This window comes from Caulobacter soli (assembly GCF_011045195.1).
Taxonomy (GTDB): domain Bacteria; phylum Pseudomonadota; class Alphaproteobacteria; order Caulobacterales; family Caulobacteraceae; genus Caulobacter; species Caulobacter soli.
Window position 1 is genome coordinate 2961059 of the sequence record NZ_CP049199.1, and the last position, 23894, is coordinate 2984952.

Here is a 23894-nt window from a genome sequence, read left to right on the forward strand (position 1 = left end):
CCGGGTTGGGCGTGTGGGGGCGGGCGGCGCGCGACGTCATCGCGTCGGCCTCCCGGCAAGGATTGGGCTGGTCGTGGCGGGCGTGGTCGGCCGCCAGGGCGTGGCGGCGTGGCCGAAATTTGCCCCCAGGCGCTGGGCGACGGCGGCCTGGCTGAAGGTCCCGACGCGCGTGGGGGTGTCGGCCTGGACGGCGTCGCCCAAGGCCGGCGGATCGGCGGGCCGGGCGGCCAGGGCGGCGGCCTTGAGAGCGGCGTCGAGACAGGCGTAGTCGGCCGGCGCGCAGGCGGAGAGGCCGGTCTTGGCCGGCGCGGTGACGGTCACCTCGCCGACCGGATCAGGCGCGTTCTGGGCGGTGACCTGGGCTTGAGCGGCGTGGCCCAAGCTCAGAGCCAGCAGGACCGGCAAGGCCCAGGTCAAAAGCCCTCCGTGAGGGCGGGGGCCGCGGGTCGGACCGGAGGGGTTTCTCACGACCGGCCGATCCGACCCGCGCTGAGACGGACGTGTGGCGTCATGCGCGCCCAAGGGGTTTGGAAAGTGACGCATGACCACGTCCGGCTCAGAACTTGACGTTCAGATCGACCTGCATCAGGTCGACCTTGAACGGCGGTCCGGAGATCTCCTGGCTGCTGATCCAGCGCGCGCCGACGAAGGTGTGTCGGCGCAGGCCGTAGCTGCCGCCCAGCGTCCAGCCCTCGGCGTTGGTCCCGCCCAGATGGAAGTCGCTGTCGGTGAAGGCGTCCAGCAGGGCGTCGGGCTCGATGTGGCGATAGGAGGCCGACAGGCTCCAGTCGCCGGCCGCCTCGAGGGCGGCGGTGCCGATGGACGCCTTGACCATCCAGGCGGTGTCGCCGCTCTTGAACACGCTCTTGCCGGCCGGGCAGACTCCGCCGGAGAGATCGACCGAACAGGTCTCGTTGTTGTTGGCGATCTGGCTCAGGCCCGAGGCGGGATTGAACCCGCGGGCCAGGACCTCGCTGCGGTCATAGGCCAGGTTCCTGGCGTAGTGGCCGGCCAGGTTCAGCCGCAGGTCGTCGGCAAGGTCCCAGTCGATCGCGCCCGAGACGTCCAGGACCCGGAACTTGGAGGCCAGGCCGTAATACTGCGGCGAGGCGGTGTTGGTCGGGTCGGTGGTGGTGATGTCGCGTAGGGCAAACAGCGTGTTGCCGCGCTGGGCGAACCCGGGCCGCGAATAGTCGGTCAGGCAGTAGTCGGCGATGTTGGAGCAGGACGGCGACAGCGCGCCGGTGACGCCGCTGTAGTCGTAATAGGCCGCGCTGAGGCTGATCTTGAGGCTGTCGTCGGCGCTCCAGGCGCCGCCGAGCTGGCCGGCGAAGATCCACTTGTCCTTGTCGCTGTCGGTCTTGATCGAGGAGAGCGCCGTCTTGGGGCCGTCGTCGGCGACATAGTCCAGCGGGAAGGCGCCGGCCACGGCGAAGGCGCTGAAAGCCCCGCCGAACTTGCGGGCATAGCTGCCGGCCACGCCGTCGAGGTTGACGTCCTCGTCCCAGACCAGCTCGGCGGCCTGGAAGGGGTTGGCCATGCGGCCGACCAGCACGTGGGCGCCGTCGACGGGGCGGTAGTCGACGTAGGCGCGGTCCAGCCACAGGTCCTTGTTGCTGAAATACCCCCCCAGGGTCTGGTTGGTGGAGACGGGGTTGTTCTGCGAGCCGGTGGCGATGCGGACATAGGCGGTGATGTCCGGATCGATGGCCGCCTCGACCCCGATCCGGGCCCGGATCCGGAAATAGGTCCTATCCTTGCGCGAGTTGAGGATCGGCGGATTGTTGGGGTTGGTGCCCGGGTCGGTGTTGTAGGGGGATCCGGCGTTGATGGCCCCGATGTTGACGAAGTCGAGCGCATTGCCGTTGTCGAAGAACCGGCCCTCGTAGCGGCCGCGCAGGTCGCCGGTGATCTTGATCCCGCGCACCCACTCGGGAACCGCGTCGGGGGCGACCAGGCCTTGGGTCTTGGCGTCGGCCAGGACTTCGGCGCGCACCTCGTCCTTGATCTGGTCGCGGACGAACTGGGGCACGTAGCGCACGCTGGTGCCCGGCTGGGCCGAGGCGGGCGAGACGGCGGCCACGGCGCCGGCGGCGCTGGCCTGGGCGGTGGCGGCGGCGGCGTTGGCGCTCTGGGCGGCCTGGGCGACGGCGCGGGCCTGGTCGGCCTCGGCTTGCGCCTGGGCGATCATCGCCTCGGCCTCGGCGGCGGTGAGGACCTTCTTCTTCACCAGGGCGCGGATCAGGTTGATGGTGGCGTTCTGGGACGGCCCGCCCTGCGAGGGCAAGGACGAGGCGTCCTGGGCGTGGGCCAGGCCCGACAAGGCCGTGGCGCTGAGCAGGGCCAGGGCCAGGACGCGGCCTTTATGGGCGGAGGTGGACGACATGGAGAGCTTCCCCTAGTCGGCGCCTGAGGCGCCGGAACGTGACGAGAATGGTGTGATGGACAGGCGGGCTAGCCGGCTCGACGGATGTCGAGGGACAGGGCCACGGGCATGGCAACGGACGGATCGGGCGGGCGGACGGCGCGACCGACCAGGGCGGCGCGGATCGTCTCGGCCCGTTCGGAGCCGTCGACCTCCACGCGGGTGATCTTGCCGGACGCGTCGATCCACACCCGGGCCTTGGCCTTCAGGGCGGCCGAGCGCAGGGCCTTGTCGGCTTCCATGGCGCGCTTGATCTCGCCTTCCAGATAGCTGGCGTAGGCGGCGCGGTTGAAGCCGCCGAACCCGCCGACCTTGCCGCCGGCCCGTGAGCCGGAGCCGTCGCCGATGGCCAGGCCGTAGCTGGAGGGTCCGGCCCCTTCGCGGGCGGTCAGGGCGTCGGCTCCGGGCGCGGCCGGCGCGGCCGGAGCGGGCGCCGAAGGCGGCGGCGGGGTGTCGGCCGGCTGCTCGAGCGGCGTGGGCTTTGGCTCGGGCGGCTTGACCTGCTTGACCTCTGGCGGGGGCGGCGGCGGGGGCGGCGGCAGGACCACCCGGGTGGTCTTCATGTCGCTGTGGCGCTCGGAGATGGTGGTTCCACGCAGCAGGGTCAGGGCCAGGAAGGCGGCCAGGACCGCGACCGCGATGGCCACGACCGCCCCGAAGCTCAGGCCCGATCGCCGACGGCGCGAGCCGTCCTCAGGCTCTTCCGGCTCCAGATAGAAGGCGCTGGCGGCCATGGATCAGGCTCCGCCGGGCGGGCGGGTGGCGGCCATGCCCAGGGAGGCGACGCCCACCTTGGAGCACAGGTCCAGCACCTGCATGATCTGGTCGTACTGCACGGCCCGATCGCCGCGCAGGATGATGGGCGTGTCGGGCGCCGCAGCGATCGTGGTGCGTAGCTGGCCCTCCAACTCGGCCATCGACACGGGCACCGCGTCGATCGACACCGTGCCGTCATTGGCCACCGCGATGACCCGGGCCTTGGGGGCCTCCAACGCCTTGGCCGCCGAAGCGCTGGGCAGGTCGACCTTGATGCCCTGGACGGCGGCCGTGGTCAGCAGGATGAAGATGATCAGCAGCACGAAGGTCAGGTCGACCAGCGGGGTGATGTTGATCTCGTTGTAGGGCTTCTTGCCTTGGATTTGCATGACGCCCTCCCCTACTCGGCCGCGTAGGCGGTGGCGGGCCCAGGGGCAGGAAGGTCCTGCCAGGTCTCGGCGATGCGCTTTTCCAGCTCGTCGACGAAGATCTGGTTGTCGGCGCCGATCTCCTCGACGCGGCTGACCAGGTAGTTGTAGCCAAACAGCGACGGGATCGCGACGGCCAGGCCCGCCACCGTGGCCAGCAGGGCCGCGGCGATGCCCGGCGCGATGGCGTTGATGTTGACCTCGCCGGCCGCGGCGACGCTGGCGAAGGTGATCATCACGCCCAGCACCGTGCCCAGCAGGCCGATGAACGGACCGCCGGAGATGGCGATGGTCAGCAGCACCATCGACTTGTTCAGCTTCTGGGCCTCGCGCACCTGGCCGGCGTCCAGGGCCGAGCGGATCGAGGCGATCGATTGGGCGCGCAGGGCGAAGCGCGAACCTGACACCTTGCCCTCGGCCAAGCGCTTCTTCAGCTCGCGCTGGCCGATGCGGTAAAGCGTGGCCAAGGTTGAACTGGAGCCGCCGGCCGGCAGGTCGACCAGGCCGTCATGCTCGGAGCGGGCGACGCTGGCGCGCTCATAGGCGTCCAGGAAGTCGTTGTTGGCGCCCCCCACCCGGCTCAGCGTCAGGCCCTTGGTGATCATCACCCAGAAGGCCAGGACGAGCATCACCGCCAGGACGCCGATCACCGCCCAGGCGTCGGGGGTCAGGGCCTTGAACAGAATCCCGAAGTAGTTGTGGCCGCCGGCGTCGGTCTGTTCGGCGGTGTCGAAGGTGGCCAGGCGCGCGCCCTGCCCTTCGCTGGCCACGGCCAGCTGGAAGTCGGCTTGCGGCAAGGCGACGCCGGCGACGCGGAACTCGTCGATTTCGCCCATGAACCCCTGACCCAGGGTGGCGGGACCGGCGGCCAGGGCCCCGGCGACCTCGCCGGCCGACTGGCCGTTCAGGTAGAGGCTGGTCTTGGCGCCGTCGTTGACCAGGGCGACATGGGCCCAGGCCCCGGTCGCCAGGGCCGCGCCCGCGCTCTTGGCCTCGCCGGCCTGCAGAAACAGCGCGCCGCCCTCGGAAGCCAGGGTCAGACCCGGCAGGGCCAGGAGCTGGCCGTCGGCGGCCGGCTTGACCCAGAAGCTGATCGAGGCCGGACCACCGGTGAAGGCCTGGGCCGGAACCGACACGCCGGCCGTCCCGTCCAGCTTCAGGCTCTGGCCGATCAAGCCGCCGCTGTTGCGGGTCTCCGCCCCCGCGCCGTTCAGGCCGTTGGCGGTGGCGTCCTTGGGCGCGCCGACGCCGTCGAAGTGCCAGACCAGCTTGTAGTCGGGGCCGAAAGTGCCGGCCACGTCCTGGCCCGGCTTGGCCTTCTCGTTGCCGTAGTAAGCGTAGATCGCCGAGGCCACGCCCGGCTTGAGGCCGCTGACGTCCACCCAGACCAGGGCCTGCTGGTCGGCGGGCGACCACTTCTCGATGTGGAACTTCAGGGGGGTGCGGTCGTCGCCGGCCACGAACCGCAGGTCCGAACCGTCGGCCTTGACGTCGTCGAAGCTGAAGTTGCCGGTGTGCAGGCGCACCAGCACCGGCGCGCGGGCCACTTCGCCGCTCAGCCCGGCGGCCGAAGCATTGAGGTTGATCTTGGTTCGGTAGGCGTAGTCGGGCTGCCACCAGGCCGCCGCCGGGGTGGCGATCGCCGTCAGGGCGGCGGCCGCCAGGGCCAGGCTCAGGATCTTCTTCTTCATCTCGTAACCCCTCATCGTCTTGGAAGCCGCACGGCGGCGTGGGCGCGCGGCCCAGGAAGTCGGTGGTCTAAAAATCCGTGGAAAGGCGCAGGTGGACGCGGGTGTCGCCGACCTTGGTCGTGCCGGCGTCGTCGAAGGCCGAGCCCACGTCCACGTCGCCGGACACCCGCCCCATCAGCTTGACCCGCAGGCCCACCCCAATGCCCAGCAGGCTGGTGTGGCGGTCCTGTTCGGGCAGCGGGTCCAGGATCCAGACCCGGGCGGCGTCGACGAAAGCGTGGACCCGCAGCTCGTCCAGCAGCCCGCCCTGGGCAATGACCGGCGAGCGCAGTTCCAACGAGGTCAGAAGACCGTTGTCGCCGATCGCCTCGCTCTGCAGGAAGCCGCGCACCGAGCCGGCCCCACCGGCCGAGATCTGCTCGTTGGAGATCAGCGGTTCGGACGCCAGTTGGCCTTCCAGGCTGGCGTAGACTTGCAGGCCCTTGGGCAGGTCTATGCGGTCGTTGACGCTAGCGTGCACATAGGCGAAGCCCCCGGTGGCCCGGTAGCGCTTGAAGTCGAAGTCGTCCGGGTTGCTGCCCAGGCCGCGCAAGGCGAAGGTGGTCGACAGGTCAAAGCCCAGCTGGCTCTTGTCTTGGGTCAAGGTCCCGGCCCAACCCAGGCTGACCGGGTAATAAGTGATCGGCGCCTTGCTGCTGACGTCGCCGAACCGGGTGTCTTCCTTGAAGTCCTTCCAGGCCAGCGAGGCGGTCAGGCGCTGGTAGAGACCGCCCCCTCCCCCACTTGCCCCGCCGCCCAGCACCCGGGTGAAGACGGCCGTCGCCGACTGGCCATTGCCCAGCACGTTGGTGTCGCCGACCGTGGCCACGTCGCTGTTGGACTTCAGGGCCGTGACGTCCAGCCGCAGCTTCTGGGACAGCGGCAGGCCGTAGGAGGCGACATAGACCTCGCTGTCGTCGGGCCGCTCGGGGGCGACGGCGTAGAAGCCGGAGACCGAATGGCCCGCGCCCCACAGGTCGTCATAGCGCAGATTGGCCTGCAGGCGGGTCTTGGTGGTGTCGCGGCTGTAGTTGTTGGAGACCTCCAGCCCGCCATGCAGGGCCAGCTTGTCTTCGACATTGAGCGCGACGTCGACCGTGCCTGGCGTCGCGCCGGGCTTGAGCTCCGGGGTGACCTGGCGGTCGGCCGAGCGGCTGTTGAGCGCCACCAACTCGTTGCTGAACTGGTTGAGGTCGGGAACCTTGCCCGGCGTCGCCGACGGCAGGGCCTGGGTGATCGTCCGGTCGGCCGTGTGCTTGGCGCCGGCCACGGTGACCTGGCCGACCTTGGCCTCGCTGACCGCCAGCCGCACCCGGCCGCCGACCACGTTCTGCTGCGGGATCTCGACGAACACGGTCTTGAGACCCTTGGCCTCATAGACCTTCTGCAAGGCCGTGCGGGCCTTCTCCACATCGTCCAGCGTCTTGTCCGGACCCAGGAACGGATAGACCGCCTGCTCGATCTCCGGATCGGACAGCACCGTGTTGCCCTCGACGAAATACTCGTTGATGTCCACCCGGCGCGGGGCGGCGCTCGCGTCTGGCGGGGCGTCGGCTTGCGCCGGCGCTGCCGTATCCTGGGCCAAGGCTTGACCCGCCATCACGCCGGCTCCAGCGCTCAGGCCAGCGCCCAGCATCAACGCGCGCAGCACAGCGCCGCGCGTTCCTCGCCCGTTCGACATAGGAAGACATCCCCCGACGGCGATCCCTCGCCGTCAATCCAAGCTTATGCAGCGCCTGTAATTATTGAATACTTAGACTCAATAAATATTAGCGTCTGACAAAATCTCTACATTCACCGTGTGACAGCATTTTAAAGCTTGGTCATTTTACAAACCTTGTACCGACAAATACTTACAAGGAATTATATCTAGACGAGCATCGCCATTATCTTGCAACACAGGTTGCGGCGCCGCACCCGTCACCGCCCGTCGACGCGTCGCCGTCATGCTCTCGCCGAACCGACGCCCATAGGCCCGGCTGAACGACGCCACAGACCGCAGACCCAGCGCCGCGATGATCTCCCGCTGCGAGCGCAGCTCGCGATTGCTCGACAACCAGGCGTGGGCTTGAAGCAACTTCAGCTCCAGCACGAAGCCGCCCAGCGTCATGCCGGCGGCCATCAGGATTACACGTCGCAGGCGGCTCTCGCTCACACCCACGGCCTTGACGATCACCGAGGCCGGCGACTTCAGCCCGAGGTTCGCCTGTACGAAACGGCTGATCCGGTCGACGATCTCGTTCTGGGAAAGATCGGCCGCGCACCAGCGCGGCGGAGCGTTCGAGACGTCGTGGGCGGCGAACGTCGCCGCGCCGACCGCATACGCGACCCCGCCTCCCATGCTTCGATATGTGCTTGCGATGGACACGTCGTTCGGGCCTCCAAAACCAAGATGATTGGCGAAGGCCGAGCGCGAAATTTTTGTTGGCGATGAAGATTCAGAGCCGCGCGAACGGCGGCTAGCTCAGCATCACCACGCCGCCGGGCAAGGTCGTGACCCGGGCGTTGGCGACCTCGCGGATCTGCGACAGGGCCCGATCCATGCGATCCAGCTGGAAGACGGCGTTGACGGGAATGCCGGCCAGCCGTCGATCGGCCAGCACGATCCGTCCGGGACGATAACGGTTGATCTCGCCGACCACCTGGCTGAGCGGTTCGTCGTTGAAGATCAACAGGCCTCGCCGCCAAGCGTCCACCTGCGCCAGGTCGACCACCTTCGGCGCGCCGATCCGTCCGCCGCCGAAGCGCAATTGCTGGCCAGCGTTCAGCGCCGCCGCAAGTCCGCCGTCAGTCCTGACCTTCACCAGGCCGGCCAAACAGGTGACGCAGGCCTCGGCGCCGTCCAGGCGCAGGACGAAGCGGCCAGATGCGGCGCTCGCCTCCCCGCCCCTGACGCGGACGAGCACCGGCCGTTCGGCGTCGACGGCGATTTCGCCGGACACCAGCTTCAGGTCGCCCCGCGCCCCGTCGTCCAGCCCCAGGGCCGTATGGGTGTTCAACTCGACCGCGACGCCTTGAGCCACCGAGACCCCGCGCCGCTGCCCTTTCTCCGTCCGGTAGTCGGAACCCAGCTCGGCTAGGGACGGCCAAAGGCCAAGCGGTGGATGCGTCGCCATCACCGCCGCACCGGCCGCCGAGGCGGCGACCGCCCCGCCCGCAAGGAAGACGCGACGGTCCATCGTCGTCCGCCGCGCGGACGGCGTCGCCGCCAAGCCGCTCGCCGCGCGGCGGGTCACTTCGATCGCCGCCACCAGGCGACGCAGCCGAATGGCCTCGACCAGCGCCTGGGCGTGGGCGTCGCTTCGCGCGCGCCAGCGCAGCAGTTCGGCGGTCTCGTCGGCCGTCGCCTCGCCTGAGCGGAAGCGCACGATGCGCTCACGCGCCTCCCGCCGCAGGGCCTGGAGGTCCGTATGGTCTTCTGAATGCGTCACGTCCGATGTCTGCCGCTCGCCAAACCCATGGCTCCCATTCCCACGTCTTCTCTACTCATGATTTAGACGCTCCGCGCCGCGCGATCGCGAAATCGACAACCTCGGCCTTGTCGAGACGCTCGGCCACGTGCTCGGCCGCGTGCTTCAATTCGATCTGGATCATCCGCAAGGTCAGGCCGTGCGTCTCGGCGATCTCCCGATGGGGCACGTCCCGGATCCAGGCGGCTTCGAAGATCGCCCGACGGCGGGCCGGCATTTCGTCCATCGCCTTGTGGACCAGGGCCAATTGCGCGCGCCCCTCGGCGATCTGGTCCGCGCGGGGCTGCTCGTCAATCATGTCGAGGATCGCGTCGGCCTCGCTCACCGTCAGTCGCCGGCGCTCGCTGCGTTGACGCGCGGCGGCCAGGTTGAAGGCCATGCGGTAGAGATAGCCGCGCGGATCGCGGACCGGCGCGATCTCGCCCTCCCGCGCCAGCCGCAGGAAGGTGTCCTGCATCGCCTCCTCGGCTAGATCGCGCGATCCCAGGTGTCGCGACAGACGAAGGACCAGATCGTCATAGCGCTCGACCAGCAGGGTCCTGAGCGTCATCCAGGTGGCCTCCGACATCAGCCGGGCGCCGAGCCGGGCCGAGGGCCGAAGGCGATGGGCAGGGTGACCGACAGACGCTCTGGCAGGGCGGCCGGAATGGCTGGCATCGGTCGGGCGCGCCAGATGGTCGCCACCGCCTCGTCGTCGAAGTCGGCGACACCGGAGCCGCCGACCACCGAAGCCGCCAGCACGCGCCCATCGCGATCCACCCAGAAACGCACCAGCACCGTCCCGGAGGACGGCCGCCCCGGGGCCACGGACAGGCGCTGGCGATAGGCTTCGATGTGCCGCAGCAGGCGGTGGCGATAGTCGTCCCCGAGGGCCGGGTCGACGGCCACGCGGGTCAGGCCGGGGGCGTCGCCGTCGGCCGGCTTGGGCGCGGCGACGGCCGGCGCTTCGGGGCTGGGGGCAGTCTCGCGCCCCTCCTCCGGCGTCGTCGGCGACGCCTGGGCCAGTGTCTCCTGGTTCAGCGGCGGCGGCGGAGTCTGGTGGCGTGGAGGGGCGGCGGCGTGATCCTCGACCGCCTCCGTCCTGGCGGCGGGCGTCAGCACGATCTCGAAAGCCGCCGGATCGTCCGCGCCTTGCGAGATCACCCGTCCCTCCGGCGGCCGAAGCCAATAGGCGCCGAACAACAGGACATGCGCGACGAGCGAGATCAGCAAGGCGATGGCCTGCGGTCGCTTGACGGCGCGTGAAAACTTGAGAGCGGGCACGACCACGGGATACAAAGGTTACGACGAACCCTGTCAAGTCACGCCACGATAGCGAACTTAGTGTGACACTTATGTGAACAAATAAATCGACCTGCCGAAGTCAACCTATATTGCCACGATTGTCACGCGCATCGGTAAAGGCATGCCGACGGGCGGAGGGTCCTTGAGCAAAAGTCCGTCGATCACCTTGGCGATGGCTTGATCGAGATCGGGGCGGCCGCATGATCGGCGCTGGAAAGTCTTGCTCACGCGCCCTCGTTCATCGATCCAGAGATCGAACTGCACCTGGTAGATTCGGTCGGACGTGGCCGAATTCCTGGCCAGGGCCTGTTTCAGCGCCTGACGAACCGCGCGCCCGTACTGGCTGAAATCGGGCCGGTCCTCGCTGCCCGGCGCGACCTCCACATAGAGGGTGTCCAACGCCAGGGCGCCCATTCCCCCGGACGACGGGCGCGCGTCGGAAGCCTCCGGAGCGTCCTTGTTTCGTTCGATCGGCACAAGCGTGATGTCTAACGGGCCCGTGTAGCGCACCGTCAGATCCGACCCTTCCAGCAACATGCGCAGCGCGGTCTCCGGCTTAAACACACCCACGACCCGTTGCGAGCGACGTCCGTCGGCCAAGCGGCTGTCGTAGATCAACTGTGCGCCGGTCACGACGCTGTAGGCTTCCAATGCTGGCCGCAGCGGCTGGCTTGGAATGTTGAACAGCCGCGCGGCGTTGGACGAGACGGGCCTGTCGGGATCGGCCGCCCTGGCCCCCGCGCCGAACGCCAGCAGCATGGCGACGACGGCGAACGCCGCTAGGCCAACGGATCGCGACCGCCTCCACGACCGTCCCCGGCCGGTATGCCCGCCGCGAGTCAAAACCACACGGTCCCCACGCTTGCCGACACGCCTGAAGCCCCTAACGACCCGGGAACACTGCGCGCGCCGCCTATGCCACAAAGCCGCGAGCAACGCACCGACTGAATATAACAGACCTTTCCGGCTCCAGCGGTAGGTCTGGAGACATGATTGTCGCCGAGCAAGCACTTAGAGCGGATACCCAGGCGACCTCACAGCCGCGCATACGTACAGGCAAACGGCAGATAACCGTAAGGCTAGGCATCGCATACGTGGACCATCAAAGAACCGGCTCTAACCGAGATGCGCCATCAGCTGACATTGATCGTCTGCCGGAATGCGGACGCTCAGAGCCGCGCCGATAGCGTCCGCTGACTTCTTAGCCGATGTGTTGTGGTGAACCGCAGCAGCCACGCGACGTTGGGTCCGCATGGCTTTGCATTTCGAGCGCACGGGCGTTGGCCCTCCCCTGCTGATGATCCACGGCCTTGGCGGAAGCATACGGTCCTGGGACACGATCGCGCCGGCGCTCAGCCTTTCGCGCGAGTTGATCCTGATCGACATGCCAGGACACGGTGAGTCTGCGCCGATCCCTGGGCGACAAACCATTTCCGCCTTTGCTGACGCGCTTACAGACTTCATCGACCGTGAGGGGCTTGGCGCGGTGGATCTGGTCGGCAGTTCTGTAGGCGCCCGCCTCGTCTTAGAGCTCTCGCGTCGAGGCGTCGGTCGCCACTGCGTCGCCTTGGACCCTGGCGGATTCTGGCGAGGCTGGGAGACGCGGTTCTTCCAGACCACAATCTCGGCATCTATTCGGCTTGTGCGAGGGCTCCAGCCGGTGATGCCGTTCCTTTTGCGCCATTCTGGCACGCGGGCACTTCTGTTGGCGCAGCTATCCGACCGACCGTGGGCGCTCGCTCCCGAGATCGTCCTGACCGAGATGCGGACCTTCGCCGCCACCCAGGTGTTCGACGAGATGGTGCGCGAGTTGGCAGACGGCCCGCTACAAGCTGGAACGGTTTCCACGCCCGGACGCGTGACCATCGGCTGGGGCCGTCAGGATCGTCTCCTCCTACTCCGACAGGCCCATCGTGCTCAGGCCGCTTTCCCGAACGCCAAGCTGCACTGGTTTGACAGGTGCGGTCATTTTCCGCACTGGGACCGTGCAGATGAGACGGCGCGGATCATAGTTCAGACCACTGAATAGTTGGCGGTCCTGAAGGCACGCCAAGTCAACCTTCAGCAGTTTCTCCGGCGCTTACGATGCCTGAGCCGCCGGCGGCCCAGCGTCATGAGCGGCCCTTTAGATTAGTCCACAAACCCGACATTCGGGGAGTTGCGGCTTGGAGTTGCACTGATCGGGCGATGGGGAGGCCGCCCTAGGGCTGACCATATCGTCCGCGAGGGTTTCCCCCGATGGCTCCCTTCAGGCGGCCGCTACACATTCGGCGCCCGCTCCTGGTGACTGAGGACGCCATGTCTGACCGCGCACGCACGATCCTGCCTATTCCCGATCAGCCGTATGCCGGCACGGTGCTCTATGACGCCAGGGATCCGGACGCCAAGTACGCGCCGATTCAACAGCTGCGTCCGCCAGCAGGCGCGCCCAACGTGCTGGTCGTGCTGCTGGACGACGTCGGCTTTGGCGCCTCCAGCGCCTTCGGCGGGCCGGTGCACACGCCGACCGCCGAGCGGCTGGCCGGCGGCGGCCTGAAGTACACTCGCTTCCACACGACGGCGATCTGCTCGCCGACGCGCGCGGCTCTGATCAGCGGGCGTAACCACCATACCGTCGGCATGGGCGGGATCACCGAGATGGCGACCGCCGCACCGGGCTATACATCGATGCGGCCCAACAGTTGCGCGACCATCGCCGAAATCCTGCGCCTGAACGGCTATGCCACTGCCCACTTCGGTAAGTGCCACGAGGTGCCGGTGTGGGAAACTAGCCCGGCCGGCCCGTTTGATCGATGGCCCACCGGCGGCGGCTTCGAGCACTTCTTCGGCTTCCTGGGAGGCGAGACCGACCAGTATTTCCCGACGCTCAAGGAGGGGACCGCGCGGGTCGAGCCGTGGGGAACACCGGAGGAAGGCTATCACTTCACGACAGACATGACCGACCGGGCCATCGCCTGGGTGCGTCAGCAAAAGGCCCTGGTCCAGGACAAGCCCTTCTTGATGTACTTCGCCACCGGCGGCACCCACGCGCCTCACCAAGTCCCCACAGAGTGGGCGGACAAATACAAGGGCAAGTTCGACCAAGGCTGGGACGTGCTGCGCGAGGAGACCCTGGTCCGGCAGAAGGTGCTGGGGGTCGTCCCGCAGGACGCGACCCTGACCGCTCGGCACGCCGAGATCCCGGCCTGGGACGACATGCCGGAGGACATGAAACCCGTGCTGCGGCGGCAGATGGAAAACTACGCCGGTTTCCTCGAACACACTGACCATCACGTTGGCCTGCTGATCGACGCCCTGGAGAAGATGGGCGAGTTGGATAACACGCTGGTCTATTACATCATCGGCGACAACGGCGCCTCGGCCGAGGGAACCCTGCAAGGGACCTTCAACGAGATGATCAGCCTGAACGGCATGGCCGAGATCGAGACGCCGGAATTCCTGATGTCGCGCCTGGATAAGTTGGGCGGTCCGGAGTCGGCGCCGCATTATGCGGTCGGCTGGGCGCACGCCATGTGCACGCCCTACCAGTGGACCAAGCAGGTCGCCTCCCATTGGGGCGGCACGCGCAACGGCACGATCGTCCATTGGCCCAAGGGCATCAAGGCCAAGGGTGAGGTGCGTCACCAGTTCCACCACGTCATCGACGTGGCAACGACCATCCTGGATGCGGCCGGGCTGCCGGCCCCAACCCTGGTCAACGGCGTCGCCCAGCAGCCGCTGCACGGGGTCAGCATGGCCTACAGCTTTGACGACGAGACGGCGGACGACCGGCGCAAGACCCAGTATTTCGAGATCTTCGGCAATCGGGCGATCTATCATAACGGCTGGTCGGCGGCGACCAAGCACCGCACCCCCTGGCAGACCACGGGCGATGTCGGCATTGCTTTCGACGACGACGCCTGGGAGCTCTACGACGGGTCCCGCGACTGGACCCAGGCCCGCGACCTGTCGAAGGAAAACCCCGACAAGCTACGCGAGCTGCAACGTCTCTTTGTGATCGAAGCGACCCGCTACAACGTCCTGCCGCTGGACGATCGCTCGTTCGAGCGCGTTTTGCCCGAGGTTAGCGGACGCCCCTCGAACGTCGGGGACCGCCAAATGCTCTACCCGGGTACAGGCGCCTTGCTGGAGCAACATGTCGTCAATTGGCGCAACCGCTCATGGTCGATCACTGCCGAGGTGGACGTTCCTCCTGGCGGCGCCAACGGGGTCATCCTGAATCTCGGCGGAAGCATGGGCGGCTGGTCTCTGTATCTGAAGGAAGGCAGGCCGACCTTCTGTTACAACCTGTTCGGACTAGAAGAGACCATCGTCCGCGGCGAGGCGACGATCCCGCCTGGCACGCACCAGGTGCAGATGGACTTCGCCTATGACGGCGGGGGCTTGAGCAAGGGTGGAGCGGTCACGCTTTCGATCGACGGCAAGCCGGTAGGCGATGGTCGGGTCGAGCGCACGGAAGGCATCGGCTTCGGCTATGAATACACCGACGTCGGCCGCGACTGCCTGTCTCCGGTGACGACTGACTATGGGCCAGGTGGCGCGATCTTCAGCGGCAAGATCGCCTGGGTCGCCCTGGAGGGCGGCGGCGACAGCCACGCCCACCTGATCGAGCCGGAGACGTTTCTTCGCGTGGCGATGGCCAAGCAATAGGTTACACAGCCGACGCTTGCCGAAGAGCGGTCAGGCCTGCCGATTCCGTCGGGCGTGCGCCATAAGCGGTCTCTAGAACCAATCCAGATTCAGAACCTTGGTTGCCGGCCTGACAGCGCAGTTCACGGCCAACAGTAGTAGTCACTGCGCAGCATGACCCAGAGAAGGTCCGACCAGTGCGCGGGTTCAGGAATCCGCACTGGATCCTCTGGCGACTATCGCGACCCTGCGGGAAAACACGGTGTGGGGATGCCCGAGCGGTTCCGGAGCCGACGTGCGCCTGGCCGCTTAGGACACCCCGGCCACGGTCCGGATCAGATCCACCAGTCTACGACGCGTGGCGCCGGCCGGGACCCTGGCGAAGATGGCCGCCATTTGATGGCCCTCCTGGCTGCTCAGGAAAATCTGCGTCGCCTCGACGCCGTCGGCAGGCTCAAGAGTATCCGCCTCCGGTAATCCCTGAAAAAAATAGCCCGTCCCCACCTTCAGAAAAACGCCGATCTCGTAAAGCTTGGAGGCGCTGACCCGGTTGGAGCCGCGCTCGTATTTCTGAACCTGCTGGAAGGACAGACCCAGGGCCGTGGCCAGTTGATCCTGGCTGACACCCAGCAACTTGCGCCGCATGCGGATCATGCCGCCGACATGAATATCGACAGGATGCGATGCCGAGTCGGTCTGGATCATGAACTTTACTCCCGGTCGTACAAATTGTTGCCGGAAGTAATACAGGTAAAACTTTCCACCTCAACGCGACTATTACGCACAGCACCCCTTCCGAACACCCCTGCGCCGGATATTATTATCGCTTTACATTGATATATTATAATATTCAGACATTAGAACCCCGTCGAGCCGAAGCCTGGCCGAAGCCTGTGCACTCTGCGCTTGGGCACGGAAACATGGCTGAGGTCACCCGTCTCTTTGCCCGGCGAGAGAACTGGAACGCCCAAGGCGCGACCATCCTCCCCGGCCGGTCGGCGTGGCCGATTTCCGACAGGGTCCCGCCAAGAGCGACTCGCCGCCACGCTCAGAAGACGACCTTGAAGGGCCCTATAACGTCGGAAATAATCGATCTGCTGTGACGTCCGTGCTGGCTAGTGCATTAGGGTCGCCATAGGGATCGTAATTGAAATCCGAAGGCCGTTTGGCAGCCAGTCGCGTTGCAACGAACCTCTCAGCAGTCGGATTACCGCGTTGTGCAGCAAGTTCGTGCCGAAGCCGTCCGCAGCAGATTTAGGATGGGCGTCCAACTTCTGGCCGGCCTCTTCCCAAACCAGCCCAACAGACGCGTCAACGTGCGTGACGGTCAGGGAGATATGCCCCGCTGGAGATCGCAACGCGCCGTATTTCACGGCGTTGGTCGCGAGTTCGTTGATGACCAACGCCATCGCCGTCGTCGCCGAATGGCCCACGGGACAATCCGCGCCCTTGATTGTGATTTGTCTCTCCGCCCCCATTGTTGCGCCATAGGGCTCTAGAAGCGTCGACAACAGGCCGAGGAGTGTCGGGATCACCGGCAGACCCGCACGATCGACGTCTAGCGGCGAAACATAGGCGGTCGCTCGGCCTAGTGCGTTTAGACGCCGGCGCAGTTTGTCGACGAAGCCGGTTCGATCCGGCTCCGAACGCGCCGACAGCGAGATCACGCCGTCAACCACGGCGAACACGTTCTTGATGCGATGCGATAATTCCAAACTCATCAGCGCCGTCCGTTCGTGGACCCGGCGCCGCTCCGTGATGTCCTGGGAAATCGCAACGATCTGGGCTGGACGCCCGGTCGCATCACAGACCGGCGCGACGACGACGTCCCAGACCTTCAAGGTCCCCTTTGCCGTCGCGCATTCGGCCGTAAACCGCGCCACCACGCCTTCGGCCGCCCGGTTCACAGCGTCGGCGACCTGGGTGCGGGTCTCCTCGGGCCAGAACAACGACCAAGTCTGGCCCTTCAAAGGATTGAAGTCGTCGATTTCCATCAGGCACAGACCGTTGGCGTTCATCGCCATCAGCCGTCCATCGAGATCAATTATTTTGACGCAATCCTGGCTCGCCTCAAAAAGGCTCGCGCTGATCGGGTCAGCGAGCCCGGCGCCCTGGTCGGAATTCGGACGCGCATGCGTTGGCGCGTCTCGGGCGGAAGGCGTTGTCGGTGAACTTAGCGGGCCACGCCGCTGCGCCGGATCGGCGCCCGATGGCGGCGTCAACTTGCCGGTTCGCGCGACACGGTCGCGCTTCGCCGCGAACTTGCCGCCTGGCCCGCGAGGTTCGGAACCTCGGCTATCACGCATTTCCATCGAAAAGGCCCCCGCGCCCAGATCGAGGAAGTTTAACCGAAATTGAAACGCGGAGTTGCAACATGGATCAAGATTTCGGCCGCCCATAACAGTAATCAACCCGCTAAGAGCCTTTATTTTTCAAGCTATGTCGGGTTTCAGACTCTCACTGATAGCGCCGAGAAGCGTGATTGATCTATTTGCCATTGCTTCTTCGGCCTCGGCCGCATCCACAACGATCTCTGCAGCGACATCAGCGGCGACTTCGATGATTTCGACGGCTTCGGCGACGCTGATGACCGATTTGGAGATCAGGGCGTGCACCAGGCTCTCGACCAGCAACAAGGCGGCCTGACCGTGAGCGCTGGGCGCCCCGCCGGCTCCTTCTGGTCGCACGGCGTCTTCAAAGACGTCTTTCGCCATGGTCTCGGCTCCGTCAGGCGAGAGCGCTAGGTCTCTCAGCCGCCGGAGCCTGATCGAAGGGCCGACGATCACCCAGTCGTAGCTGAATGAGCGCGCGAAACCATCACATACATCAACATTCGACTATAACTTTGAACAATATCAAAAAATATTGCGCCGTAGGATGATGGCGGATGGAAAACCGCTTCGTGGAAAAGTTGCGCGGGCTTGGCCAACTGAGCCCGGCCGATGTCGCGGTCTTGCGAGCGGCGACATCCAAGCCTCACAAGGTGGCGGCGCGGCGTGATCTGATCCGCGAGGGTGATCGACCAGGTCCGGTCTTCGTGGTTCTGGAAGGCTGGGCATGCCGCTACAAGGTCTTGCCCAACGGGACGCGGCAGGTCTTGGCCTTCCTGATGCCCGGTGACTGCTGTGACCTCCACATCGGCTTGCTCGCCGAAATGGACCACAGCATCCAAACCGTCACGCAGGCCGTGATCGCGACGATCGATCGCGAGGTGATGGACGCGATCATGGATGGGCACCGGGGCGTGGCCAAGGCGATGTATTCCGCGCAGCTGATCGACGAAGGCACGATGCGAGCCTGGATTACCAGCATGGGGCGGCGCGCGAGCATCGAGCGCGTCGCTCACCTGATGTGTGAACTCTATATGCGGGCGCGCAACATCGGGCTGGTGATCGAGCCGCCGTTCGCCCTGCCCTTGTCACAGCTCCTTCTGGCGGACTCCTTGGGAATGACGCCCGTTCATCTGAATCGCGTTCTAAAAGAGCTGCGGTTGGCTGGAGCCATGAATCTTCAGCGCGGCAGCCTGTTGATTACGGACCCGGACAAGCTCGCCCAAATTGCCGGCTTCGATGAGAACTACCTCCATCGACGATTGCGGATGGCCACCTAACGGCGCGGGGACGGCCGGCGTCCAAGACACGATCGTCAGAGCGCTCAAGCGGCGCAAGCCATTCGGCGCGTGAAGAGGCCCCGGAAATTTCCGGAGCCTCTTTTCCGAGCGAGACCCTTGAGGTCTCAGCAGCGGCTAGGTGGGACGCTGAATGCCGGCGCCCAGGCTGTCCATGATCTCGCCGGCGTCATAGGCGCGTGGGTCGCCGGAGGGCTTGGCGCCCTTGTGCAGGACGATCTCCGCCGTGGCCTCGAACTTCTGCACTGTCCGCATCTGCGCGCGACTGGTGAAGAACGGATCACCCCAATAGGGATCCCACGAGCGCCAGCCGCCGTATCCCGCGCCGTAGTAGCGCCAGGACGGACGCCAGGCTCCATACCCGGCGCCATAGCCAAAGCCCGGCCTCATAAACGGATCGGCGTCGACCACGGTGCGTGCGGTGCGGTCGGTACGGCGGTCGGCGGTCTCGAACCAGTCATAACCTTGTTGGCGCGTGAGTTCGGCGGCGCGGTAGAGCAGATAGCGCTCCACGGTTTCACGTGACGTCAAGGTGTTGCCGGCGAACGAAACGCGATAGCGATCGGCCTCAAGGCGCTGGTCGGAGAATCCACCGGACGCTGATTGTCCGGCCACGTTGGGTTGATAGGGCGTGGCGGTGGCGCAGGCGGACAAGCCCGCTGCCAAGGCCAACGCGGCGGCGAGCACCGTTCGTCTAACGGTCATGATTTGATCTTTCGGTTGCTTGACGAAAGCTACGTCGCCCCTCACCGTGCGGATGCAAAAACGTCAATATTTTCTATATGTTATGAATACGACGTAGTGAAAGACGCGCCTTAGACGACGCCCTGTCGAGCGCTTCGCGTAGGGCGGCAATCGGTTTGCGGGATCATTTCGCCAACCTGAGCTTTACTGATCCTGCGTGGCCTGATCCGATCGCCGCGCCTTTGGAGATTTGCGCCTTAATGCCCCACACCGGTCTTGGCGCTGATCTGCTTAAACTGCGCGAACTCGCTTCCAGTATCGCCGCCGATGTCCTGGCCCCAAACGCCGAAGCGGTGGATCGCGACGCCGTCTGGCCGGTCGAGGGCATGCGAGCCCTTGCCGAGGCGGGGCTGATGGGCCTGCACATTCCTTTGCGCCTGGGCGGACATGAACAGGGCATGCTGGCCCTCTCGGTAATCACCGAGGAACTGGGCCGTGCCTGCGGCTCGACCGCCATGTGCTTTGGCATGCACAGCATCGCCGCCAAGGTGCTGGCCGCCAAGGCCACGCCCGAGCAGGAAGAGCGCTTCCTGCGCCCGATCGCCCAAGGCCGGCACATTACGTCACTGGCGCTGAGCGAGCCGGGCACCGGCGCTCATTTCTTCTTGCCCCGCGCCACCTTCAGACCCGATGGCGATGGCTATATCGTCGACGGTGAGAAAAGCTTTGTCACCAGCGGCGGCCACGCCGACTCCTATGTGGTTTCCGCCATTCCGCCCGGCGGGGAATTGGACCCCGGCGCGTTCACCTGCCTGGCGGTCGAGGCCGACGCCCCTGGCCTGGACTGGCGGCCGGGCTGGAACGGCTTTGGCATGCGGGGCAACAGCTCGCGCCCGCTGGGCCTGGATGGCGTCCACGTTCCACGCGCGAATTTGCTGGGCGCGGAGGGCGATCAGATCTGGTTCGTGTTCGAGGTCATCGCCCCCTATTTCCTCACCGCCATGACTGGGGTCTATCTCGGGATCGCCACCGCGGCCCTGGAGGCGGCGATCACCCACCTCAAGGTCCGCCGCCATAGCCATACAGGCGAGGCGCTCAGCGACATCCCCATCCTCTGGCATGAGGTGGCCGAGGCTTGGACCGAGGTCGAGTCCACCCGCCAGTTGGTGCGCCACGCCGCCCGCCTGGGCGACGCGGGCGCCGAGGGCGCGGCTCAGGCCTTGTTCGCCGCCAAGGCTCGCGTCGCCAAGACCGTGAACGCGGTCACCGAGACCGCGATGATCCTGATGGGCGGCCGGGGCTATGCGGAGAACAGCCAGGTCGCGCGGCTGCATCGTGACGCGCGAGCCGCCAACGTCATGTCGCCCACAACCCATCTTCTGCAGTCGTGGCTGGGGCGTTCGCTCCTCGACCTGCCCCTGCTCTGAGGACGTATCTTGCCGTTTCGGGTTGCGCATTTTGGGGATGAGGGCAGCGCCGGTCGGCTGCGCGCGGCGGCCGACGTCTCGACCGAGCCGTTCGAGATTCTCGCGCCCGAGGCCCGCGCGGTCGACGCCGACATCTTCGTGTTCGGGCCCGCGGCGCGCGATCCCCTGGCCCAGGCCGGCGGGCTGCTCAAATCACATCCGATGGGACAGGTGTTGTTCCTTTTGCCGGCCGATCGCCTGGACCGTTTCCGGGGCAGCCTGCCCTTCGTACCTCACATGGCCTCGGCCTGGACGGCGGACATCGCCAGCTCGCCGCAAAGCCTGGCGGGCCTGCTGTCGACCGCCGCCCAGACAGGCGCGCACCGCGCCGCGATGGCCACAATGCACGAGCGCATCAACCGGCAACTGACGCTGGGCGGCGGCCGGGCCAAGGCCGAGAACGCCGAGGAGTTGCGCCGGCAACAGCTGTCGCTTTCCGAAGACTATCTGGCCACCCTGCTCAGCCAAGCGCCGGACGCCTTCATCGCCCTATCGCTGAGCGGTGGCGTCATCGCCTGGAATGAGGCCGCCACTAACCTGTTTGGCCCCTCGTCCGAAATGGCGATCGGCCGCGACGCCGAGTCCGTTTTCCCGATCGAAATGCGCGGAGAGCTGAGCGAACTTATCGCTTTGGGTCGTCGCGGGCAGGCGTTTACGGGACGAGAAATTGCTTTCTCCACCCTTGGCGGTCGGCGTTGGGCGGAACTGAGCCTGGCACCGGTGCGCGATGACAGCGGCCGCGTCGTCACCCTGTCGATCACCATCCGCGACGTTACCGAACGGCAGCGGATCGAGGATCAGTTGCGCGACAGCGAGGCGCGCTATCGCACCCTGATCGAGACCCTGCCGCAACTGGTCTGGACCTGCAGCCCTGATGGCGCCTGCACCTATCTCAGCCGTCAGTGGGTGGAGTACACGGGTGTTCCGGAGGCGCAGCAGCTGGGCATGGGCTGGGTCGATCGGGTCATTCATCCTGACGATCGGTCCAGGACCGTCGAGCATTGGCTCGGCGCGGTCGCGGGACATCACCCCTACGACATCGATTATCGAATCCAAGGCCGTGATGGCGTCTATCGCTGGTTCAAGACCCGGGGCACGCCGATCCGCGACGAGGATAACGCGATCATCGAATGGTTTGGGACCTGCACCGACATCGAGGAGATCGTGGCGGCGCGCGAGACCTTGGCGCGCAGCGCCGAGCAATTGGAGAACCAGGTCGCGCTTGAGATCGGACGCCGCGCCGAGACTGAAGAGGCGCTGCGTCAGGCCCAGAAGATGGAGGCGGTCGGCCAACTGACCGGCGGCATCGCCCACGATTTCAACAATCTTCTCCAAGGCATCGTCGGGTCGCTGGAGCTGGTCCAGAAGCGCATAGGCGAAGGTCGTACCGGCGACCTGATGCGTTTGATCAGCGGCGCGGTCAGCTCCGCCGATCGCGCCGCGGCCCTGACCCATCGCCTGCTGGCCTTTTCCCGCCGCCAGCCCCTGGATCCCAAGCCGGTGAAGGTCAATCCGTTGGTCTCGTCCATGGAGGACCTGTTGCGGCGAACGCTCGGCGAGCAGGTCGAACTGGAGCTGGTCCTGGCGGGCGGTCTTTGGTCAACGCTGTGCGACGCTCATCAGCTGGAGAGCGCCATCCTCAATCTGGCGATCAACGCCCGCGACGCCATGCCGGATGGCGGCAAGCTGATCATCGAAACGGCCAACACCCATCTCGATGTCGATTACGCCAGTCGGATCCGCGAGATCTCACCTGGCCAGTATGTCTGCGTCAGCGTCAGCGATACCGGAACTGGCATGTCCCCCGAGGTGGTCGCCCGCGCGTTCGACCCGTTCTACACCACCAAGCCCATGGGCCAGGGAACGGGGCTGGGCCTGTCGATGATCTACGGCTTCGCCCGACAGTCGGAGGGACTGGCGAAGATCTACAGTGAGCCGGGTGACGGGACTTGTGTGAAGCTCTACCTGCCGCGCTATCGCGGCGCCCCTGGCGTCAGTGACGAGCCCGTGGTCATCGCCGTCCACGCCGAACCGCTCGCGGCTTCAACCTCTGAAACCGTTCTGATCATCGAAGACGAACCGATCGTTCGCGGCTTGGCCCTCGAAGTGCTCGGCGAGCTTGGCTACCGCACGCTCGAAGCCGGCGACGGCCCGGCGGGTCTCGCGATCCTGCGCTCCGCCGCCCGGATCGATCTGCTCATAACCGACATCGGCTTGCCCGGCGGCCTGAACGGTCGCCAGGTGGCCGACGCCGCCCGCGTGCTGCGGCCTGATCTAAAGGTCCTGTTGATGACGGGCTATGCCGAGAACGCAGCCTTGGCCAAGGGCGTACTTGAGCCGGGCATGTCGATGATCACCAAGCCCTTCGCCATGGACGTCCTGACCTCTCGAGTGCGCTCGATCCTGGGCGAGTAGATCGGCTGGGCTGCGGTTACGAATACGCCCTCAGCCCGTAGCAGCCAGCGCCGTCCACAGTCGGCCGCGATAGGCCTCATAGCAACGACGCCCTGCCTCTAACCGCATCAGCGCTCCTTCGGCGATGAAGCGCGCGCAGCTCGGATCGGCGGCCACCAGCGGGCGCAGAACCTCGGCGTTCCAGGCTTCGGAATGGGCGATGTCCAGCGTGGCGTGCAGCGCAAAGTACTTGCGCGTCTTGCCCACGCCCAGGCGCTTGAGTCCCTTGGCGACCAGATCGGCGCGCCAGGGCGCCGTCAGCTCCACCGCGCCCAGCGCGCCGACGGCGTGGTAGGCGTAGCGCCGGGTGGTCGCAAAGGCGACCAGGGTGTTGCCCAAGGCCAGCGAGGCCGGCTCGGTCGTTTCGATCGCGGGTCGCAGGTCCAGGGCCTTGGCCAGTTGATCCAGCATCGGCCCGTGCATGCCGGCCTCCGCACCACGCCCCATCTCGTCCCAGTAGTTGCGCGCCAGCTCCAGCTTCGCCGGCACGGGCATCTTTACCTGGGTCATGGCGACCAGGTCGTCGAACCCCGCCTCACCCGCGACCTCCTGCTCCAGGAACCATCGCATCGCTTCGAAATCGGCGACCCTTTCAAGCCATGGAAATAGCGGATCATCCTGCCCCGGACCATTTTCCTTCAGCGACTCGAACCAGGCGATGAAGCCCTCGACATCGCTGGGCGCGGCGGCGGCGCGATCAGCGACCAATAGGCGCTGGCTTTCGATGAAGGCGCCTTCCAGGCGGCGCATGGCGTGCTCTTCGTCGAGATCGGCTTCCCAATCGGCGTGCGGCGTGGCGGGGTCAAGCCGACGATGGTTCCAGCGTGACAGGCGGCGCTGGAGAGCCGCGTCGACGGCGCCGACGTCATCGGTCGACAATGGGTTGGCAGGGCGGAGGCGAAGGGTGTGAGCGAGCGTGTTGGTCATGGCCGCTTAAGAC

At 66.2% G+C, this 23894-nt stretch carries 21 protein-coding genes; 5 read left to right on the forward strand and 16 right to left on the reverse strand.

Translation table 11 applies throughout. The annotated features are described in order from the left end of the window. Nucleotides 1-36: 36 nt before the first annotated feature. The 11 genes from G3M62_RS13630 to G3M62_RS13680 all read right to left on the reverse strand — a co-directional run bounded on the left by G3M62_RS13630 (nucleotide 37) and on the right by G3M62_RS13680 (nucleotide 10852). A complete protein-coding gene (locus tag G3M62_RS13630; protein WP_165187859.1) occupies nucleotides 37-417 on the reverse strand; it encodes a hypothetical protein in 381 nt (126 codons plus the stop codon). Between the two features lie 139 nt (nucleotides 418-556). Next, nucleotides 557-2386, reverse strand: coding sequence for a putative porin (locus tag G3M62_RS13635; protein ID WP_165187861.1), 1830 nt, complete (start codon nucleotides 2384-2386; stop codon nucleotides 557-559). 68 nt (nucleotides 2387-2454) lie between these two features. Further along, entirely contained in the window at nucleotides 2455-3159 is a 705-nt protein-coding gene (locus G3M62_RS13640) for a TonB-dependent receptor (protein ID WP_165187863.1), read from the reverse strand. Nucleotides 3160-3162: 3 nt separating this feature from the next. Next, the gene (locus tag G3M62_RS13645; protein ID WP_165187865.1) at nucleotides 3163-3570 is read right to left on the reverse strand and encodes an ExbD/TolR family protein; all 408 of its coding nucleotides are present in this window, start codon (nucleotides 3568-3570) and stop codon (nucleotides 3163-3165) included. 11 nt (nucleotides 3571-3581) lie between these two features. After that, a complete protein-coding gene (locus G3M62_RS13650; RefSeq protein ID WP_246263271.1) occupies nucleotides 3582-5300 on the reverse strand; it encodes a DUF2341 domain-containing protein in 1719 nt (572 codons plus the stop codon). A gap of 67 nt (nucleotides 5301-5367) precedes the next feature. Further along, nucleotides 5368-6990 carry a ShlB/FhaC/HecB family hemolysin secretion/activation protein gene (locus G3M62_RS13655; protein WP_165187867.1) on the reverse strand — a complete coding sequence of 541 codons (1623 nt, stop codon included), beginning with the start codon at nucleotides 6988-6990 and terminating at the stop codon, nucleotides 5368-5370. A gap of 177 nt (nucleotides 6991-7167) precedes the next feature. Then, the gene (locus tag G3M62_RS13660; RefSeq protein ID WP_165187868.1) at nucleotides 7168-7707 is read right to left on the reverse strand and encodes a helix-turn-helix domain-containing protein; all 540 of its coding nucleotides are present in this window, start codon (nucleotides 7705-7707) and stop codon (nucleotides 7168-7170) included. Nucleotides 7708-7798: 91 nt separating this feature from the next. Continuing rightward, nucleotides 7799-8770 carry a FecR family protein gene (locus G3M62_RS13665; protein WP_165187870.1) on the reverse strand — a complete coding sequence of 324 codons (972 nt, stop codon included), beginning with the start codon at nucleotides 8768-8770 and terminating at the stop codon, nucleotides 7799-7801. 55 nt (nucleotides 8771-8825) lie between these two features. After that, nucleotides 8826-9377 carry an RNA polymerase sigma factor gene (locus G3M62_RS13670; protein ID WP_165187872.1) on the reverse strand — a complete coding sequence of 184 codons (552 nt, stop codon included), beginning with the start codon at nucleotides 9375-9377 and terminating at the stop codon, nucleotides 8826-8828. After that, nucleotides 9377-10021 (reverse strand): energy transducer TonB family protein, encoded by a 645-nt coding sequence (locus G3M62_RS13675; protein ID WP_165187874.1) that lies wholly within the window; start codon nucleotides 10019-10021, stop codon nucleotides 9377-9379. Before G3M62_RS13675 ends, G3M62_RS13670 begins: the two co-directional genes overlap by 1 nt. A gap of 156 nt (nucleotides 10022-10177) precedes the next feature. Continuing rightward, nucleotides 10178-10852: an STN domain-containing protein gene (locus G3M62_RS13680; protein WP_165187876.1), complete on the reverse strand. Its 675-nt coding sequence runs from the start codon at nucleotides 10850-10852 to the stop codon at nucleotides 10178-10180. A 493-nt stretch (nucleotides 10853-11345) separates the two neighbouring features. On the opposite strand from G3M62_RS13680, the gene G3M62_RS13685 reads away from it, so the two are divergent. Both G3M62_RS13685 and G3M62_RS13690 read left to right on the forward strand, forming a co-directional pair. Continuing rightward, nucleotides 11346-12122, forward strand: coding sequence for an alpha/beta fold hydrolase (locus tag G3M62_RS13685; protein WP_165187878.1), 777 nt, complete (start codon nucleotides 11346-11348; stop codon nucleotides 12120-12122). A gap of 269 nt (nucleotides 12123-12391) precedes the next feature. Then, on the forward strand, nucleotides 12392-14743 hold the full coding sequence (locus G3M62_RS13690) for an arylsulfatase (protein ID WP_165187879.1): 2352 nt from the start codon (nucleotides 12392-12394) through the stop codon (nucleotides 14741-14743). Nucleotides 14744-15031: 288 nt separating this feature from the next. Here G3M62_RS13690 and G3M62_RS13695 read toward each other — a convergent pair whose 3' ends face one another. From G3M62_RS13695 to G3M62_RS13705, 3 genes are all read right to left on the reverse strand, one after another. Next, nucleotides 15032-15427, reverse strand: coding sequence for a helix-turn-helix domain-containing protein (locus G3M62_RS13695; protein WP_165187881.1), 396 nt, complete (start codon nucleotides 15425-15427; stop codon nucleotides 15032-15034). Between the two features lie 410 nt (nucleotides 15428-15837). Then, a complete protein-coding gene (locus tag G3M62_RS13700) occupies nucleotides 15838-17034 on the reverse strand; it encodes a PAS domain-containing protein (protein WP_165187883.1) in 1197 nt (398 codons plus the stop codon). Nucleotides 17035-17154: 120 nt separating this feature from the next. Further along, complete coding sequence (locus tag G3M62_RS13705) at nucleotides 17155-17436, reverse strand: hypothetical protein (RefSeq protein ID WP_165187885.1); 282 nt, start codon at nucleotides 17434-17436, stop codon at nucleotides 17155-17157. Nucleotides 17437-17609: 173 nt separating this feature from the next. Between G3M62_RS13705 and G3M62_RS13710 the strand changes: the two genes are divergently transcribed. Continuing rightward, entirely contained in the window at nucleotides 17610-18332 is a 723-nt protein-coding gene (locus G3M62_RS13710; protein WP_205691864.1) for a Crp/Fnr family transcriptional regulator, read from the forward strand. 135 nt (nucleotides 18333-18467) lie between these two features. On the opposite strand, the gene G3M62_RS13715 is transcribed toward G3M62_RS13710, so the two are convergent. Then, nucleotides 18468-19055: a CC0125/CC1285 family lipoprotein gene (locus G3M62_RS13715; protein ID WP_205691865.1), complete on the reverse strand. Its 588-nt coding sequence runs from the start codon at nucleotides 19053-19055 to the stop codon at nucleotides 18468-18470. A gap of 239 nt (nucleotides 19056-19294) precedes the next feature. Between G3M62_RS13715 and G3M62_RS13720 the strand changes: the two genes are divergently transcribed. After that, a complete protein-coding gene (locus G3M62_RS13720) occupies nucleotides 19295-20461 on the forward strand; it encodes an acyl-CoA dehydrogenase family protein (protein ID WP_165187887.1) in 1167 nt (388 codons plus the stop codon). A gap of 9 nt (nucleotides 20462-20470) precedes the next feature. Then, complete coding sequence (locus G3M62_RS13725; protein ID WP_205691866.1) at nucleotides 20471-22915, forward strand: hybrid sensor histidine kinase/response regulator; 2445 nt, start codon at nucleotides 20471-20473, stop codon at nucleotides 22913-22915. A gap of 30 nt (nucleotides 22916-22945) precedes the next feature. On the opposite strand, the gene G3M62_RS13730 is transcribed toward G3M62_RS13725, so the two are convergent. Further along, entirely contained in the window at nucleotides 22946-23833 is an 888-nt protein-coding gene (locus G3M62_RS13730; protein ID WP_246263272.1) for an iron-containing redox enzyme family protein, read from the reverse strand. Nucleotides 23834-23894 lie beyond the last annotated feature (61 nt).

Excerpts from the sequence above, each read along its gene's own strand:
- G3M62_RS13635 (WP_165187861.1), bottom strand. The coding sequence starts at position 2,386 with ATGTCGTCCACCTCCGCCCATAAAGGCCGCGTCCTGGCCCTGGCCCTG.
- G3M62_RS13640 (WP_165187863.1), bottom strand. The coding sequence starts at position 3,159 with ATGGCCGCCAGCGCCTTCTATCTGGAGCCGGAAGAGCCTGAGGACGGC.
- G3M62_RS13645 (WP_165187865.1), bottom strand. The coding sequence starts at position 3,570 with ATGCAAATCCAAGGCAAGAAGCCCTACAACGAGATCAACATCACCCCG.
- G3M62_RS13650 (WP_246263271.1), bottom strand. The coding sequence starts at position 5,300 with ATGAAGAAGAAGATCCTGAGCCTGGCCCTGGCGGCCGCCGCCCTGACG.
- G3M62_RS13670 (WP_165187872.1), bottom strand. The coding sequence starts at position 9,377 with ATGTCGGAGGCCACCTGGATGACGCTCAGGACCCTGCTGGTCGAGCGC.
- G3M62_RS13680 (WP_165187876.1), bottom strand. The coding sequence starts at position 10,852 with ATGCTGCTGGCGTTCGGCGCGGGGGCCAGGGCGGCCGATCCCGACAGG.
- G3M62_RS13685 (WP_165187878.1), top strand. The coding sequence starts at position 11,346 with ATGGCTTTGCATTTCGAGCGCACGGGCGTTGGCCCTCCCCTGCTGATG.
- G3M62_RS13690 (WP_165187879.1), top strand. The coding sequence starts at position 12,392 with ATGTCTGACCGCGCACGCACGATCCTGCCTATTCCCGATCAGCCGTAT.
- G3M62_RS13695 (WP_165187881.1), bottom strand. The coding sequence starts at position 15,427 with ATGATCCAGACCGACTCGGCATCGCATCCTGTCGATATTCATGTCGGC.
- G3M62_RS13700 (WP_165187883.1), bottom strand. The coding sequence starts at position 17,034 with ATGGAAATGCGTGATAGCCGAGGTTCCGAACCTCGCGGGCCAGGCGGC.
- G3M62_RS13705 (WP_165187885.1), bottom strand. The coding sequence starts at position 17,436 with ATGGCGAAAGACGTCTTTGAAGACGCCGTGCGACCAGAAGGAGCCGGC.
- G3M62_RS13710 (WP_205691864.1), top strand. The coding sequence starts at position 17,610 with ATGGAAAACCGCTTCGTGGAAAAGTTGCGCGGGCTTGGCCAACTGAGC.
- G3M62_RS13715 (WP_205691865.1), bottom strand. The coding sequence starts at position 19,055 with ATGACCGTTAGACGAACGGTGCTCGCCGCCGCGTTGGCCTTGGCAGCG.
- G3M62_RS13720 (WP_165187887.1), top strand. The coding sequence starts at position 19,295 with ATGCCCCACACCGGTCTTGGCGCTGATCTGCTTAAACTGCGCGAACTC.